Raw genomic sequence first — 15,329 nt, forward strand, 5'->3', positions numbered from 1 at the left:
GGCGGGAGATGCCTCCTGACGACTCGTGGCGGGTGGGCGTAGCGCCTGGCCGCCAGGGGGCAGGGGGATGGGGGCCTCCTGCTCGGGCCAGCCCTCTCAGGCACCCCCTGAGGCGAGCGGCGAACAAGCTCTGACCTGGTCTTTCTTCAACCGGCTTCCTAAGATTGGCGCATGGGGAAAGGGGGCCGGATGGACCGGAACATCCGCACGACGGACGACGTACTGACGCTTCTGGACGGCCTGTTCGTACCCGAAGCGCACCGCTGGACCGCCGACGCCGCTTCGTGGTGGGACGGCTTCTACGGGGACCGCTCGAAGCCGGTGCCCTTCTTCGTGGACAAGCCCGACGAGAGCCTCGTCTCGTACGTCGACCGGGGGCTGATCACCCCGGGCCGCGCGCTCGACCTGGGCTGCGGACCCGGACGCAACGCGCACGCGCTGGCATCGCTCGGCTTCGACGTCGACGCGATCGACCTCTCGCCGGAGGCGATCGCCTGGGCCGGGGAGCGGGCCCGTCCCTCGGGGGCCGAAGCCCGGTTCCACTGCGGGGACGCCTTTGTCCTGACATCGGAAGGGGCGGAGCTGGCGGGCCCGTACGACCTGATCCATGACTCCGGGTGTTTCCACCACCTGCCGCCCCACCGGCGTATCAGCTACCTCGCTCTCCTCGACCGCTGCCTCGCCCCCGGCGGCCATTTCGCGCTCACCTGCTTCGCGGCGGGGGAGGGCGGCATGGGCTCCGAGCTGCCGGACGAGGAGCTCTACCGGCAGGGGAGCCTGAAGGGCGGACTTGCCTATACCCCCGAGGAGTTGCGCCGCGTCTTCTCGGACCTGTCGGAGATCGAGCTGCGCCGCATGCACGACGAGGCGCCCGGGTCCCCGGTCTTCGGTGAGTCCTTTCTCTGGGCGGCGCTGTTCCGCAAGGCGCCCCGGTAGAGGCAGCGGTTCTCCGTCGGATCTTCGGGGCGGGGGGGCGGGTGTCAGCGGCCCCGGTTGCGGGGGCGGGAGGCGACCCAGGCGCGGACGGTGTCGCCGTACCAGTACGGCTTTCCGTTCTTCACCTGGTCGGGCGGGGGGAGGAGGCCGTGCTTGCGATAGGAGCGGACGGTGTCCGGCTGGACCTGGATGTGCGCGGCAATGTCCTTGTAGGACCAGAGTGTTCTGTCCGTCATCCGTGACACCTCTCTGCGCTGTTCTGTTCTGACCGGTACTGCTCCGGTGATCACTCAGCCTGCGCCCGGTTGAACGACCCCGAACGGGAGGCGGGGTGGGGCTGTTGTACGCCTGTGACGGAAAACCCGCGTAACGGAGATATGTGTGGCGAAACAGTGACTGCCGTTACAGAAGGGGCGAACAGCTGGCTGTGGTGAGGAACCGGGGCGATGTCAGACCCGGATGCCACGATGATGACCATGAGCACTTCCGGACGCCCGATGCCCCCGCTGGTCGCCGACGAGCGCACCTCGCTGGAGGGCTGGCTCGACTTCTACCGCGCCACCCTCGCCCAGAAGTGCGAGGAGTTGCCCGAGGGGCAGCTCCGTGAGGCGTCCGCGGCGCCCTCCACGATGACGTTGCTCGGACTGGTCCAGCACGCTGCGGCGGTGGAGCGGAACTGGTTCCGGCGGGTTCTCGCGCAGGAGGACGTTCCGCCCCTGTTCGCCCCGGCGGACGGGGACGGGGGTGGGGGCCGGGGCCATGACGGCGGGTTCGAGCTCGCCGAGGACGCCACGTACGGCGGCGCGGTGGCGGTGTGGCAGGCCGAGGTCCGGCGGGGCCGGGAGAACTGCGCGGCCCGCGGGCTCGACGACACCAGCCCGTTCATGGGCGGCGAGGTGACGCTCCGCTGGATCTACCTCCACATGATCGGCGAGTACGCGCGCCACTGCGGGCACGCCGACCTGATCCGCGAGCGCATCGACGGGCGTACGGGGGTCTGAGAGGGATCTGAGAGGGGGGCTGACAGGGGATCTGGCAGGGGCCCGGCGGGGCGGTTTCAGCTCGCCGTTCCGGGAGCGCCAGGGGCTCCGGGCCTGCCAGGTGTTCCGCAGGAGCGGAGGAACTCGCGGGTGCGGCGGGCGATCGGGAGCGGCTTGTCCGGGTCGCACGGGTACATGTCCTGTTCCACGATCGCGAACAGGTCGACGTCCAGGGCGCGTGCCGCGTCCAGGACCGGTTCCAGGGCGGGTACGCCCCCGGGCGGTTCGCACATCACGCCCCGGGCCACGGCCGGGCCGAACGGCATCCCGTCCGCCACCACCGCCGCCAGGATCTCGGGGTCGACCTGCTTGAGGTGCAGGTAGCCGATGCGCTCCCCGTAGGTCTCGATGAGCTTGACGCTGTCGCCGCCGCAGTAGGCGTAGTGCCCGGTGTCCAGGCAGAGCGAGACCAGGGAGGGGTCGGTGGCGTCGAGGAAGCGGTTGACGTTCTCCTCGCTGTCGATATGGGTGTCCGCGTGCGGGTGGACGACGATGCGGAGCCCGTACCGCTCCCGGACCTCCCGGCCCAGCCGCTCCGTCTGCGAGGTCAGGTCACGCCACTGCGCCGGGGTGAGCGTGCGGTCCTCCAGGACCTCGCCCGTCTTGTCGTCGCGCCAGAAGGAGGGGATGACCACCAGGTGTTCCGCACCCATGGCCCGGGTCAGTTCGGCGATGTCGGCGACATGCGCCCAGGTCCGGTCCCAGACGTCGGGGCCGTGGTGCAATCCGGTGAAGACGGTGCCGGCGGAGACGGTCAGCCCACGGCTGCGGGTCTCGTCCTTCAGCCGGGCCGGGTCGGTGGGCAGATAGCCGTACGGACCGAGTTCGATCCACGCGTACCCGGCCTCGGCCACCTCGTCGAGGAAGCGCTGCCAGGGCACCTGCTGCGGGTCGTCGGGGAACCACACCCCCCACGAGTCGGGTGCCGAGCCGATACGGATGCGGGCCGGAGAGGGTGCGGAGGGGGTCATATCGCCCAGCGTCGCGGCCCGCACGGACGAGTGTCAAGAGTTCGTCCGAATGTCCGGACAAAATGTTGACAGGGCTACCGGGAGAGGGCTAGACCTGGATCGGCCGGCCACCGGTGGGTCGCGCCGGTGGGTCGAAGGGATGCGTATGCCTGAGCCGTACGACGTGATCACCATGGGGCGGATCGGGGTGGACATCTACCCCCTGGACATCGGGGTGCCGCTCGCCCGGGTCGAGACGTTCGGCAAGTTCCTCGGTGGCTCCCCGGCCAACGTCGCGGTGGCGGCGGCGCGGCTGGGGCGGCGGACGGCTGTGATCACCCGGACCGGCCGGGACCCCTTCGGGGAGTACCTCCACCAGGAGCTCAAGGGGTTCGGGGTGGACGACCGGTGGGTGACGGAGGTCGAGGAGTACCCGACCCCGGTCACCTTCTGCGAGATCTTCCCGCCGGACGACTTCCCCCTCTACTTCTACCGGCAGCCCAAGGCGCCCGATCTGGAGATCCACCCGCCGGAACTCGACCTCGACGCGGTGCGCGAGGCCCGGATCTTCTGGATGACGGGTACCGGGCTCAGCGCCGAGCCCAGCCGGGCCGCGACACTGGCGGCCCTCCGGGCCCGCAGCGAGAGCGCCCGCAGCGAGAGCGCGGCCAGCGGCGAGGACCCGGCCGGGAAACCCCGTACCGCGACCGTGTTCGACCTCGACTGGCGGCCCATGTTCTGGGACGGCGGGGACCACGGCTCGGTGGCGCCCGCCCGTTACCGGGAAGCGCTCGCCCACGCCACCGTCGCCGTCGGCAACATCGACGAGTGCGAGATCGCCACCGGTGAGCGCGAACCGCACGCCGCCGCCCGCGCCCTGCTCGCGGCCGGAGTGGAGCTCGCCGTCGTCAAGCAGGGGCCGAAGGGTGTCCTCGCCGTCCACCGCGACGGCTCCACCGCCGATGTACCGCCGCTGCCCGTGGAGGTCGTCAACGGGCTCGGCGCCGGGGACGCGTTCGGCGGGGCGCTCTGCCACGGGCTGCTCGCCGGATGGGGCATCGCCCGGATCATGCGGTACGCCAACGCCGCCGGGGCCATCGTCGCCTCCCGGCTCGCCTGCTCCTCCGCGATGCCCTTCCCGGACGAGGTCGAGCGAGCGCTCGCGGAGGGGGCGGTCACGGAAGACATCGCCTCCGGGCCCACCGGAGCGGCCTCATGACCCCCGCCGCTCCCGCCGCTCCCGCCGCACCCTCCGTCCGCGACCTCGTCCGGCTCCGCGCCGAGCGCCCCGAAGCCATCGCCGAAGCCGCCGCCCGACGGAGGCGGCGCCCCCTGCTCCGTACCGCCGACACCGCCGACACGGCCTCGGACCGTGCGCGCCCGCCCCACCCCGGCCGGCTGATGATCATCGCCGCCGACCACCCCGCACGCGGCGCCCTCGCCGTCGGGGACCGGGCCCTCGCCATGGCCAACCGGTTCGAGCTCCTCCAGCGGCTCCGCCTCGCGCTCTCCCGCCCCGGTGTCGACGGCGTCCTGGCCTCCGCCGACGTCCTGGACGACCTGCTCCTCCTCGGCGCCCTGGAGGACAAGGTCGTCATGGGCTCCATGAACCGGGGCGGGCTCGCGGGTGCCGCCTTCGAGCTGGACGACCGGTTCACCGGGCACCGGCCCGAGGACCTGGTCCGCCACGGGTTCGACGCGGGGAAGCTGCTGCTCCGCATCGACCACGACGACCCCGGCTCCCTGGACACCCTGCACGCCGCCGCCCGCACCATCGACGCCATGGCCGCCCACCGGCTGCCCGTCTTCGTCGAGCCGTTCCTCTGCCGGCGCGTCGAAGGCCGCCTCCGCAACGACCTGGGCGCCGCCGCCGTGATCACCTCCATCGCCATCGCGTCGGGCCTCGCCGGGACCTCCGCGTACACCTGGCTCAAGGTCCCCGTCACCGAGGACCCGGACGACATGGCCCAGGTCATGGAGACGTCCACGCTGCCCGCCGTGCTGCTCGGCGGGGAGGTGGGCGACGACCTGGACGGGGCGTACGGGAAGTGGCGCGAGGCGCTCCGGCTGCCGACCGTGCGGGGGCTGGTCGTGGGGCGGTCGTTGCTCTACCCGGTCGACGGGGACGTGGCGGGTGCCGTCGACACGGCCGTATCGCTGCTGTAGCCGGGAACGGGCGGGTAGGGAGTGGGTATGGACATGCACCAGGAGCGCCACGGCGCACGCCACCACCTGCCCTCCGGCAGTGCCGGGCGAGGGCCCTATGCCGTGGACATCGATCCGAAAATGGCCGGATGGGACCGGTCCAGTCTGCGCGTTCTGGAGCTGGAGCCGGGTGGAGTTCATACGCTCGTCACCGGGGAGTGCGAATGGATCGTCCTGCCGTTGACCGGTGGCTGTACGGTGCATACGGCAGGTGACACCTTTGAACTGCTGGGCCGGGAAAGCGTGTTCAGCGGGGTGAGTGATTTCGCCTACGTGCCGCGCGACGACCGAGCGCAGATCGCCTCCGGCGCAGGAGGCCGCTTCGCCCTGGCAGGAGCGAAGTGCGAGCGACGACTCCCCGCTCGCTACGGCCCCGCGCCGGAGGTACCCGTCGAACTGCGCGGCACCGGGAACTGTTCGCGCCAGGTCAACAACTTCGCCGCCGCCGACACTTTCGACTGCGACCGCCTGATCGCCGTCGAAGTCCTCACACCCGGCGGCAACTGGTCCTCCTACCCGCCCCACAAGCACGACGAGCACGTCCCGGGCGAGGAGTGCGAGCTGGAGGAGATCTACTACTTCGAGGTGGAGGGCGGCGGCCTCGGCTACCACCGGGTCTCGCCGTCGCGCGAGGGCGGTACGGATGTCCTCGCCGAGGTCGGCAGCGGCGACGCGGTCCTCATCCCCGACGGCTGGCACGGCCCGTCCATCGCCCCGCCCGGCCGGACGCTGTACTACCTGAACGTGATGGCGGGGCCGGGGGAGGAGCGGGCCTGGCTGATCCGCGACCATCCGGACCACGGATGGATCCGCGACACCTGGCGAGACGAGCCGGTCGACGCCAGACTGCCGCTGTACACGGCGCAGCACACGCCGTCCAAGCACACGGCGCAGCAGCGCACAGCACAGGAGCACTTGGCACGGCACCGCACGGCGCATCCGCAGACGGCCCGCCCGGACACGGCGCATCCGTCGCCCGGCCCGGAGGTAACAGGTTGAGCCCGACGAGTCCCGCGAACGCACGGCCCGCCCCCACCCGCCGCCTGACCACCGCTCAGGCCCTGGTCGCCTTCCTCGCCCGGCAGTACACCGAGCGCGACGGCCGCCGGCACCGCCTGATCAGCGCCACCTGGGGCATCTTCGGCCACGGCAACGTCGCCGGGATCGGCCAGGCCCTCGTGGAGGCGGGCAACGGGAACCGGACCGCGCACCGCATGCCGTACCTCCAGGGCCGCAACGAACAGGCCATGGTGCACGCGGCCGTGGGGTACGCCCGCCAGTCCGGCCGGCTCTCCGCCCACGCGGTGACCACCTCCATCGGCCCCGGGGCCACCAACCTCGTCACCGGCGCCGCGCTGGCCACCATCAACCACCTGCCGGTGCTCCTGCTGCCCGGCGACACCTTCGCGGCCCGTCCCGCCGATCCCGTGCTCCAGCAGCTCGAAGTGCCGTACGCGGGCGATGTGTCGGTCAACGACTGTCTGCGGCCCGTCTCGCGCTACTTCGACCGGGTCAGCCGCCCGGAAGCGCTGATTCCGGCCGCGCTGCAGGCGATGCGGGTCCTCGCCGACCCCGCCGAGACGGGCGCGGTCACCCTCGCGCTGCCGCAGGACGTGCAGGCGGAGGCGTACGACTGGCCGGAGGAGTTCTTCGCCGAGCGGGTCTGGCAGGTCCGCAGGCAGGCGCCCGACGTGGCCGAACTGGAAGCGGCGGTAAGGGCGGTGCGCTCCGCCCGCCGCCCCCTGATCGTCGCGGGCGGCGGGGTCCGCCACAGCGCCGCGGAGGAGACCCTCGCCGCCTTCACCGCCGCCACCCGCATCCCGGTCGCCTCCACCCAGGCGGGCAAGGGAGCCCTGCGCCACGACCACCCGGCGGACGTGGGCTCCATCGGCCACACCGGCACCGCGACCGCCGACGAACTGGCCCGCACCGCCGACCTGGTGATCGGCATCGGCACCCGGTACACGGACTTCACCACCGCCTCCGGCACGCTCTTCGAGAACCCGGCCGTCCGCTTCCTCAACCTCAACATCACCGGCTTCGACGCCCACAAGCTCGCCGCTCTCCCCCTGGTCGCCGACGCCCGCACCGGCCTGGAGGCGCTCACGAGCGCGCTCGCCGGACGGGCGTACCGGATCGACCCGGCGTACGAGACGGAGTACACCGGTGCGAAGGAGGCGTGGGAGGAACGGGTCGAAGCGTCCTTCACCACCCCCGACCCGGCCGCGCGCCCCACCCAGACCCAGGTCATCGGCCTGCTCGACGCCCTGGTCACCGAGGACGACATCCTCATCAACGCCGCCGGTTCCCTCCCCGGCGACCTGCACAAGCTCTGGCGCACCCGCTCCCGCGACCAGTACCACGTCGAGTACGGCTACTCCTGTATGGGCTACGAGATCCCGGCCGCGATCGGCGTCATGCTCGCGACCCGAAACCACGAGCGGCCCCGCCCCGTCTGGGCCCTCGTCGGCGACGGCACGTACCTGATGAACCCCACCGAGATCGTCACCGCGGTCCAGGAGAACCTGCCCCTGAAACTGCTGATCCTCCAGAACCACGGGTACGCCTCCATCGGCGGACTCTCCGAAGCGGTCGGCGGCGAACGCTTCGGCACGGCCTACCGCCACCGCGACGCCGACGGCGGCTTCACCGGCCCGCCGCTCCCCGTCGACCTCGCCGCCAACGCGGCCTCCCTCGGTATGCACGTCCTGCGCGCCACCACCGTCGACGACCTGCGCAAAGCCCTCTCGGAGGCCCGCAGCGCGGACGGCCCCACTTGTGTCTACGTCGAGACCGAAACGCCCGACACAGTGTCGGGCCCCCCTCCGGCACAGGCGTGGTGGGATGTTCCGGTGGCCGAAACCGCGAGCCGACCTGCGGCGGTCAAGGCCCGGGAAGAGTACGACCGGCAGGTCGCTGCCCGACGCCGTCACCTCTGAAGCCTGAAGGAGAACGTCATGACGAAGACCGTCAACCACTGGATCGGCGGCAAGACAGTGGAGGGCACGTCGGGCGCGTACGGTCCGGTCACGGACCCGGCCACCGGCGCGGTCACCACCCAGGTGGCGCTCGCCTCGGTGGAGGAGGTAGACGCGGCCGTGGCGGCGGCGAAGGCCGCGTACGCGACGTGGGGCACGTCCTCCCTCGCCCAGCGCACCACGATCCTCTTCCGCTACCGCGCGCTGCTGGACGCCCACCGCGACGACATCGCCGCGCTGATCACCGCCGAGCACGGCAAGGTCCACTCGGACGCGCTGGGCGAGGTCGCCCGCGGTCTGGAGATCGTCGAGCTCGCGTGCGGGATCACCACCCAGCTCAAGGGCGAGCTCTCCACCCAGGTCTCCAACCGGGTCGACGTCTCCTCGATCCGCCAGTCGCTCGGCGTCGTCGCGGGCATCACCCCGTTCAACTTCCCGGCCATGGTGCCGATGTGGATGTTCCCGCTGGCCATCGCGTGCGGCAACACGTTCGTGCTGAAGCCGAGCGAGAAGGACCCGTCGGCCGCCGTCCTGCTGGCCGAGCTGGCGTCGGAGGCCGGGCTTCCGGACGGCGTCCTCAACGTCCTGCACGGTGACAAGGTCGCCGTCGACGGCCTGCTCAACCACCCCGACGTGGCCGCCGTCTCCTTCGTCGGCTCCACCCCCATCGCCCGCTACATCCACGCCACCGCCTCCGCCAACGGCAAGCGCGTCCAGGCCCTCGGCGGCGCGAAGAACCACATGCTCGTCCTCCCCGACGCCGACCTGGACGCGGCGGCCGACGCGGCGGTCTCGGCGGCGTACGGCTCCGCCGGTGAGCGCTGCATGGCGATCTCCGCGGTCGTCGCGGTCGGCGCGATCGGCGACGAGCTGGTCGCCAAGATCCGCGAGCGCGCCGAGAAGATCACGATCGGCCCCGGCAACGACCCCGCCTCCGAGATGGGCCCCCTGATCACCGCCGCCCACCGCGACAAGGTCGCCTCCTACGTCACGGGCGCGGCGGCCCAGGGCGCGGAGGTCGTCCTCGACGGCACGGGCCACACGGTCGAGGGCTTCGAGAACGGGCACTGGATCGGCCTCTCCCTCCTGGACAAGGTCTCCACCGACTCCGACGCGTACAGGGACGAGATCTTCGGCCCGGTGCTGTGCGTGCTCCGCGTGGAGACGTACGACGACGGTGTCGCCCTCATGAACGCCTCGCCGTTCGGCAACGGCACCGCGATCTTCACCCGCGACGGCGGCGCGGCCCGCCGCTTCCAGCTGGAGGTGGAGGCGGGCATGGTCGGCGTCAACGTGCCGATCCCGGTGCCCGTGGGCTACCACTCCTTCGGCGGCTGGAAGGACTCCCTCTTCGGGGACCACCACATCTACGGCAACGACGGCGTGCACTTCTACACCCGCGGCAAGGTCGTCACCACCCGCTGGCCGGACCCGGCGGACGCGCCGTCGGGCGTCGACCTGGGGTTCCCGCGCAACCACTGACAGCCTGATCCGGGCCCCCGCCCGCCCGTAGCCATGACACCGGTCATGACGCTGCGGGCGGGCATTTTGGTGATTGTCGTACCCTTCGTGGACTTGTGGTGCACGGGGCGAGGGGGGAACACAGGTGATTCGGGTCGTCGTCGTGGATGACGAGCCGCTGGTCCGGTCGGGCCTGCGGGCGATCCTCGGCTCGGTGGCGGACATCGGCGTGGTGGCCGACTGCGGCGGCGGGGACGCGGCGGGAACGGTCGCGCGCCACCGGCCGCACGTGCTGCTGCTGGACATCCGGATGCCCGACGTCGACGGTCTGACCGTGCTGGAGGAGGTCGCCGCCATGACACCGGCCCCGGCGGTCGCGATGCTGACGACGTTCGACGCGGGGGAGTACGTGGAGGCGGCCCTGACGGCCGGAGCGGCGGGCTTCCTGATGAAGAACTCCTCGCCCGAGCAGCTGATCCACGCCGTACGGGTGCTGGCCGGCGGCGGCCGGATCCTCGCCCCCGAGGCCACGGCCCCGGTCATCGGCGGCTACCTCGCCGCCGCCACCGCACGTGACGCGGCCCGCCGGGTGGAGGCCCTGACCGAACGGGAACGCCATGTGCTCGCCCTGGTGCGCCGCGGCCTCTCCAACCGCGACATCGCCGGACGGCTGCATCTGGCCCACTCCACGGTGAAGGACCACGTCAGCTCGGTGCTCGCGAAGCTGGGCGGGGTCAACCGGGTCCAGGCCGCGGTGGTCGCCGACCGCGCGGGGATGACCGACCCGCCGGTACGGGGACGGGCCGAGCCGCCGGTACGAGGACGATGACCGCCGAGGGCCCGGCTTGCGGCGCCCCGCGCCCGGCCTCCGATGCCCCGCTCCCGCGCCCGGCCCCCGCAGCACGCACCCTGCGGCGGCTCAGGTCGGCCGCGCTCCCCGTGGGGGTCGCGGCCCTGGACGGGCTGGTCGTCAACGCCGTCCACGCGGGACCGGTGCTGTGGGGCGCACTCGCCGCCGCCGGGGCGCTCGTCCTGCGGCGGCGGCAGCCCGAACTGGCCCTGGCCGCAGGCATCCCCGGGCTCTACCTCGGCCATCTGGCGTTCGCGCCGCTCATCGCCCTGTACTTCCTGGCCGTCCACCGCCGCAGCGCCGTTCCCGGAGCCGTCGGCGCGGTGCTGGTCGCGCTGGCGCAGTTCCTCCCCCTCCCGCTCGGGGACGTCACGCTGCTCCGCCTCGACCACGACACCGTGCTGGACGCGCTCGACTCCTGCGCGCTCGGTGTCGGCGCCTTCGTGCTGGGCCGGTCGGCGCGGTACCGGCGGGAGAGACTGCGCGAGATCACGGAGAGCCGGGAGCGTGAGAACCGCCTGCTGGCGCAGCACACCCTGGCCACCGAACGGGCCCGGCTGGCACGGGAGATGCACGACGTCGTCGCCCACAAGGTCAGCCTCATCAGCCTCCAGGCGGGGGTGCTCCAGGTGACGGAGCCCGGCGCGCGGGCTGTCCGGGAGACCGCGGGTGTGATCCGTGAACTGTCGGTGGACACCCTCACCGAACTCCAGCACCTGGTAGGGGTGTTGCGCGCGGACGGCGGGAACACCGGTGACCTGGCGCCGCAGCCCCGCCTCGCCGACCTGGGCCGGCTGGTCGAGGAGAGCGCCCTGCCGGTCGAGCTGCGCCTGGGAGACCTCGGCGATCTCGCCGGCCCGCTTCCCGAGGCCGTGGAGCGTGCCGCGTACCGGACGGTGCAGGAAGCGCTCACCAACGTACGCAAGCACGCCCCCGGGGCCAGGGCCGAGGTGCGGGTGGGGCCGGCCGGCGGGCGGCTGCACGTGGAGGTGCGCAACACCGCCGCCGACGGGAGAGCCGTTCCGCCGGGGCTGCCCGCCGGCGGGAACGGGCTGGTCGGCCTGCGGGAACGGGCTCAGCTCCTCGGCGGCTCGTTCACCTCGGCACCGCTGCCCGGCGGCGGATTCCTCGTCCGCGCCGAGTACCCGGTCTGACCGGCCCCACGGCCGTACGGACTGCCGTACGTAGCCCCCCGGTACGTACGGCAGTCCGGTCCGTGCGACCGGTACGCACGGCTGTGGCTACCGGTCCGTGCGCGAGGCCTGCCGGAGAACCTCCTCCGGCAGCCCGGCCCGTGCTCCGATGACCTCGAAGCCGAGGAGCCGCCCCGCCTCGTCGAAGTCGAGGTTCAGGTCCGCGCCGCCGGGGGTCTCCAGGGTGAACTGCCGGCCGGCGGCCCCGTCGGCGATCTGCGCGACGAGGGAGACGTACGCGACGTCGTTGTCGTGGTCGTACTCGATGTGCATGGTTCCGTTCCGTTCCGCTCTGTTCCGCTCAGCGAGGGTGGGGGGTCAGTTGCGGCCGACGGAGACGACGTTGCCGGCCTTGTTGACCACGACCCAGATCTTTCCGCTGACGTACTTCCAGGTACCGGCCGACTTGCCCTTGGTCTTCTTGCCGTTCTTCACGGTACGCGCGACCATCTCCTGGCTGATGCCCCGCTGGGCCATCCGCTGGGCGGCGTGCTTGGAGATGCTCTTGACGCCGGTGGAGAGCAGGAGGCGCCCGGCGACGATGGCGAGCGGGATGAACCACGCGGGGTCGGCGACCACGGGGTACGCGGTGTTCGGCCCGGGGCGCACGGTCTGGACGAGCGCGCCGCCCTCGACGCGGTACCCGGTGGGCACGGCCTCGCCGTTCGCGTCCTTCGCCCAGGGGGCGTCGAAGGTGCCGAGGTACGTGTCCCCGTGGCTGACCAGGACGCTCCCGTCCTCCAGGTGCTCGGTCACCGCGTCGGCGGGCAGGTCGAGCGGGAAGCGGTACTCGGTCGGCGCCTGTGCGTCCCGCAGGGTGATCAGGGCCCGCACGCCGTCCCGGTTCGGCTGCACCGCGAGGTCGAAGCCCTCCTCGGCGTCGGCGTACACGACGGTCCCGCCGGTGCTGCGCGCGGCGGACGAGTGCGCCCCGCCGGGCAGCCCGAACCGCACGGTGTCCTCGCCGTAGGTGGACTCCACCGCCCCGTCGGCGGTGGCGGGAGCGGTGATCCGCGCGGTGTGCGCGTCGGCGGGCACCTCGAAGCGGGTGGCGCCGCCCGCGAGCGCGGTCCCGGGGACGAGGTCCGCGGTCCCGGTGACGCGCTCCACCGCTTCGGCGGCCTGCACGACCCGCGCGGTGGACACGCCGTCGGCCCGGGCGGCCGTCCCGGTGAGCAGTACGGCACCCGCGGTGCAGCCGGCCACGAGTATCCGGGCGGCGCTGCGGTGACGTCGGATGGATCGATCGGTGGTGCGAGACATGTGCGTCCTTGCTGCCGGCCCGAGAACGGGCCCGTGGTGAACAACAACGCCCAGAAGCCTGGCAGCGGCCCCGCGCCCGGGGAATCCGCCGGGCGCCGGTGGCCGCCCCCGCCGGTCGGCGGGGTCACCCGGCGAAAACGGGATGCCGGACCCCGGACCCGTCCCGCATCCTGGCTCCATGAACGCCCCCGCCCTCCCGCCCCGTTACGAGATCCGCGCGCTCCACACCGCCACGACCGTCACCGTCTACCAGGCCTACAGGCCCGCCATCGGGCTCCCCGCCGCGCGCGACGGGCGGTTTCCCGACGTCTGGAAGCGGGACCGGATGACGTGGATCAAGCCCAGCTTCCTGTGGATGATGTACCGCTGCGGGTGGGGTACCAAGGAGGGGCAGGAGGTCGTTCTCGCCGTCGAGATCGACCGGAGCGGGCTGGCGTGGGCCCTCGCGCACGCCGAACTCTCGCACTACGTAAGCGATGTGCACCCGGACAAGGCCGCCTGGAAGCGCGGCCTGCGCGCCGCCCCCGCCCGGGTGCAGTGGGACCCCGAGCGCGACCTGGACCTGAACCCGCTGCCGTACCGCTCCCTGCAGCTGGGGCTGAGCGGGGAGGCGGCACGGCGGTACGCGGACGAGTGGACCGTCTCCGTACGCGATGTCAGCCCGCTCGCCCGCGAGGTGCACGCGGCGGTGCGGGCGGGGGAGCGGGAGAAGGCCGCCGCCCTGCTGCCGGTGGAGACGCCGCTCGATCTCGCCGCGCCCCGGCCGGTGCCCGCCGGGTCCTGACGTGATCCCAGCGCCCCCCGGCCGGTCCCCGCCGACCGCTGAGGAGCCCCTCTCAGGCCGCCGCCGCGGCCAGCGTCCGCGTCGCCCTGCGTACGTCCGCCAGGTACGTGACCACCTGCGGGTCCCTCCGCCACGGCTCCAACGACCGGCCGTAGACGCGCAGATACTCCATCCCCCGCAGACTCCCCAGCCGGGTGAAGAGATTCAGGGACTCGCGGCCCAGGTGCAGGCTCTGGGCGAGGTCGCCGTTCTGGGCGTGGGCGGAGGCCAGGACCGACAGCCGTACGCTCCGGGAGCGGGCGAACGCGTCCGACGGCATCGGACCGGCGGCGTTCCACGCGAAGGTCGCCCGGTGGTTGCCCAGGTCGCGGAAGGCCTCGGCCGCGTCGGTGATGATGCGCTGCTGGTTGAAGAACCCGATCCAGGCGGGCCCCTCACCGTCCGCGCCGCGTTCCGCCAGCCGCTCCGACTGCGCGATGCACGCGCTCGTCGACCGCTCGTCGCCCGCGCGGGCGTGCGACCGGGCCTCGATCAGCTTCGCGAACCCCGCCACGCGTGGATCGAGGGTCTGTCCGCGCCGGTACGCGCCCTGGGCCATGTCGATCGCCTCGGACGTGAAGCCGCGCATCAACGACTGCATCGCCATGGTGGCCAGGATGTACGAGCCCAGATCGGCGTCGCCGCCCGCCCTGGCCAGCCTCAGCGCCTGGATGAAGTGGCGCTGGGCGATGCTGTGCCGGCCCGCGTCGAACGCCGTCCAGCCCGCCAGCCGCGCCATCTCCGCCGTGACCCGGAACAGATCGCGCCCCACGGCCTCCGAATAGCTGCCGCGCAGCAGCGGCGCGACCCGTCCGTACAGGTACTCCGTGAGGGACGCCGACTTCCGGTTCGACCCGCCGAAGCGCGAGTCCCACAGCCGCGCACTGTCGGCGGCCTCCCTGAGCTCCGCGATGTGGCCCCGGTCGACCGCGGGCCCGGACTCGCGCGCCCGCGTCTCTTCCGCCGGATCGATGAGCCAGCGGCTGAACGGGGTGGCGAAGGCCGAGACGGCGAAGGTCTGGTGGGTGAGGAACTGACGGCGGTTCACTGCGCTCCAATAGGCTGCTGCTTCGGTCACGGCGTCGTCCTGTCGCCGGGCGAACTCCAGGCCCAGCTCGCTCGCGTCGCGCTCCCCTCCCCGCATCCCGATCTCCGCGAGGGACACCGGTCTGCCCAGGGCCTCGGACAGCGAAACGCAGATGAGCCGGGGGGTCGGCCACTTGGGGACCATGCCACGGCGACACCAGTTGGCCACGGACGTATGGGTGTACCGGCCCGACTGCCCTTCGCGGGCGGCGAGTTCGTTCACCCGGTGAGCAAGTCTTTTGTGGCTCATGCCCGACATGGCCACGATTTCTTCGAGAAGTGAATTCTCCTGGCGCTCCGATATCCGGGTGTCCGTCATACCGCCCCCTCCTTCTTTCGCAGAGTACCCACGCCACGCCTTCGTGAGCAGGGGCCGCGATGTGTGAGCCCCCCTTGTGGGCCCTGTGCGTACCGGTCTGCCGCGCTGTCATGAGGGGAGCGGGGACTGTCGGCCGGGGACGGCCCGAAGGCAGCGCGCGTATCGGTGAATTTCGAGAAGGAGGTCCGAAAGTGTTCGACCTGATCCAGTTATCGGTGATTCTCT

15 protein-coding genes are annotated in these 15,329 nt (G+C 72.3%); 10 read left to right on the forward strand and 5 right to left on the reverse strand.

Features of this window, described 5'->3' with window-relative positions; all coding sequences use genetic code 11:
• Nucleotides 1-189 precede the first annotated feature (189 nt).
• Nucleotides 190-936 (forward strand): class I SAM-dependent methyltransferase, encoded by a 747-nt coding sequence (locus ACK8N7_RS24395; protein ID WP_500444146.1) that lies wholly within the window; start codon nucleotides 190-192, stop codon nucleotides 934-936.
• 44 nt (nucleotides 937-980) lie between these two features.
• Here the strand turns inward: ACK8N7_RS24395 and ACK8N7_RS24400 are convergent, their stop codons facing one another.
• Nucleotides 981-1,172 (reverse strand): helix-turn-helix transcriptional regulator, encoded by a 192-nt coding sequence (locus ACK8N7_RS24400; protein ID WP_010064909.1) that lies wholly within the window; start codon nucleotides 1,170-1,172, stop codon nucleotides 981-983.
• Between the two features lie 240 nt (nucleotides 1,173-1,412).
• On the opposite strand from ACK8N7_RS24400, the gene ACK8N7_RS24405 reads away from it, so the two are divergent.
• Nucleotides 1,413-1,937: a DinB family protein gene (locus ACK8N7_RS24405; RefSeq protein WP_403218977.1), complete on the forward strand. Its 525-nt coding sequence runs from the start codon at nucleotides 1,413-1,415 to the stop codon at nucleotides 1,935-1,937.
• Between the two features lie 56 nt (nucleotides 1,938-1,993).
• On the opposite strand, the gene ACK8N7_RS24410 is transcribed toward ACK8N7_RS24405, so the two are convergent.
• Nucleotides 1,994-2,947, reverse strand: a complete 954-nt coding sequence (locus ACK8N7_RS24410) for a sugar phosphate isomerase/epimerase family protein (RefSeq protein ID WP_500444147.1) — start codon at nucleotides 2,945-2,947, stop codon at nucleotides 1,994-1,996.
• A gap of 145 nt (nucleotides 2,948-3,092) precedes the next feature.
• Between ACK8N7_RS24410 and iolC the strand changes: the two genes are divergently transcribed.
• From iolC to ACK8N7_RS24445, 7 genes are all read left to right on the forward strand, one after another.
• A complete protein-coding gene (gene iolC / locus ACK8N7_RS24415; RefSeq protein WP_403218973.1) occupies nucleotides 3,093-4,145 on the forward strand; it encodes a 5-dehydro-2-deoxygluconokinase in 1,053 nt (350 codons plus the stop codon).
• Nucleotides 4,142-5,092, forward strand: coding sequence for a Cgl0159 family (beta/alpha)8-fold protein (locus ACK8N7_RS24420; RefSeq protein ID WP_500444148.1), 951 nt, complete (start codon nucleotides 4,142-4,144; stop codon nucleotides 5,090-5,092). Before iolC ends, ACK8N7_RS24420 begins: the two co-directional genes overlap by 4 nt.
• A 27-nt stretch (nucleotides 5,093-5,119) precedes the next feature.
• Nucleotides 5,120-6,130 (forward strand): 5-deoxy-glucuronate isomerase, encoded by a 1,011-nt coding sequence (iolB, locus tag ACK8N7_RS24425; RefSeq protein WP_403218969.1) that lies wholly within the window; start codon nucleotides 5,120-5,122, stop codon nucleotides 6,128-6,130.
• Nucleotides 6,127-8,070: a 3D-(3,5/4)-trihydroxycyclohexane-1,2-dione acylhydrolase (decyclizing) gene (gene iolD / locus ACK8N7_RS24430; protein ID WP_403218967.1), complete on the forward strand. Its 1,944-nt coding sequence runs from the start codon at nucleotides 6,127-6,129 to the stop codon at nucleotides 8,068-8,070. The genes iolB and iolD overlap by 4 nt, the downstream gene beginning before the upstream one ends.
• Nucleotides 8,071-8,088: 18 nt before the next feature.
• Nucleotides 8,089-9,591 carry a CoA-acylating methylmalonate-semialdehyde dehydrogenase gene (mmsA, locus tag ACK8N7_RS24435; RefSeq protein ID WP_403218965.1) on the forward strand — a complete coding sequence of 501 codons (1,503 nt, stop codon included), beginning with the start codon at nucleotides 8,089-8,091 and terminating at the stop codon, nucleotides 9,589-9,591.
• Nucleotides 9,592-9,733: 142 nt separating this feature from the next.
• Nucleotides 9,734-10,399 (forward strand): response regulator, encoded by a 666-nt coding sequence (locus ACK8N7_RS24440; RefSeq protein ID WP_500444149.1) that lies wholly within the window; start codon nucleotides 9,734-9,736, stop codon nucleotides 10,397-10,399.
• Nucleotides 10,396-11,574, forward strand: coding sequence for a sensor histidine kinase (locus ACK8N7_RS24445; RefSeq protein ID WP_500444150.1), 1,179 nt, complete (start codon nucleotides 10,396-10,398; stop codon nucleotides 11,572-11,574). Before ACK8N7_RS24440 ends, ACK8N7_RS24445 begins: the two co-directional genes overlap by 4 nt.
• Before the next feature lie 87 nt (nucleotides 11,575-11,661).
• Here the strand turns inward: ACK8N7_RS24445 and ACK8N7_RS24450 are convergent, their stop codons facing one another.
• Nucleotides 11,662-11,886, reverse strand: a complete 225-nt coding sequence (locus ACK8N7_RS24450) for a DUF2283 domain-containing protein (RefSeq protein ID WP_403218959.1) — start codon at nucleotides 11,884-11,886, stop codon at nucleotides 11,662-11,664.
• 45 nt (nucleotides 11,887-11,931) lie between these two features.
• Nucleotides 11,932-12,876 carry a DUF4258 domain-containing protein gene (locus ACK8N7_RS24455; RefSeq protein ID WP_403218957.1) on the reverse strand — a complete coding sequence of 315 codons (945 nt, stop codon included), beginning with the start codon at nucleotides 12,874-12,876 and terminating at the stop codon, nucleotides 11,932-11,934.
• Between the two features lie 178 nt (nucleotides 12,877-13,054).
• Here ACK8N7_RS24455 and ACK8N7_RS24460 point away from each other — a divergent pair, with 178 nt between their 5' ends.
• Nucleotides 13,055-13,660: a DUF4291 domain-containing protein gene (locus ACK8N7_RS24460; RefSeq protein ID WP_403218955.1), complete on the forward strand. Its 606-nt coding sequence runs from the start codon at nucleotides 13,055-13,057 to the stop codon at nucleotides 13,658-13,660.
• Nucleotides 13,661-13,712: 52 nt separating this feature from the next.
• Here ACK8N7_RS24460 and ACK8N7_RS24465 read toward each other — a convergent pair whose 3' ends face one another.
• On the reverse strand, nucleotides 13,713-15,104 hold the full coding sequence (locus ACK8N7_RS24465) for an NsdA family TPR-like regulatory protein (protein ID WP_403218953.1): 1,392 nt from the start codon (nucleotides 15,102-15,104) through the stop codon (nucleotides 13,713-13,715).
• Nucleotides 15,105-15,329 lie beyond the last annotated feature (225 nt).

Origin of the sequence: Streptomyces griseobrunneus, from assembly GCF_046713465.1 — a bacterium.
In the GTDB taxonomy this organism is placed as follows: Bacteria; Actinomycetota; Actinomycetes; order Streptomycetales; family Streptomycetaceae; genus Streptomyces; species Streptomyces microflavus.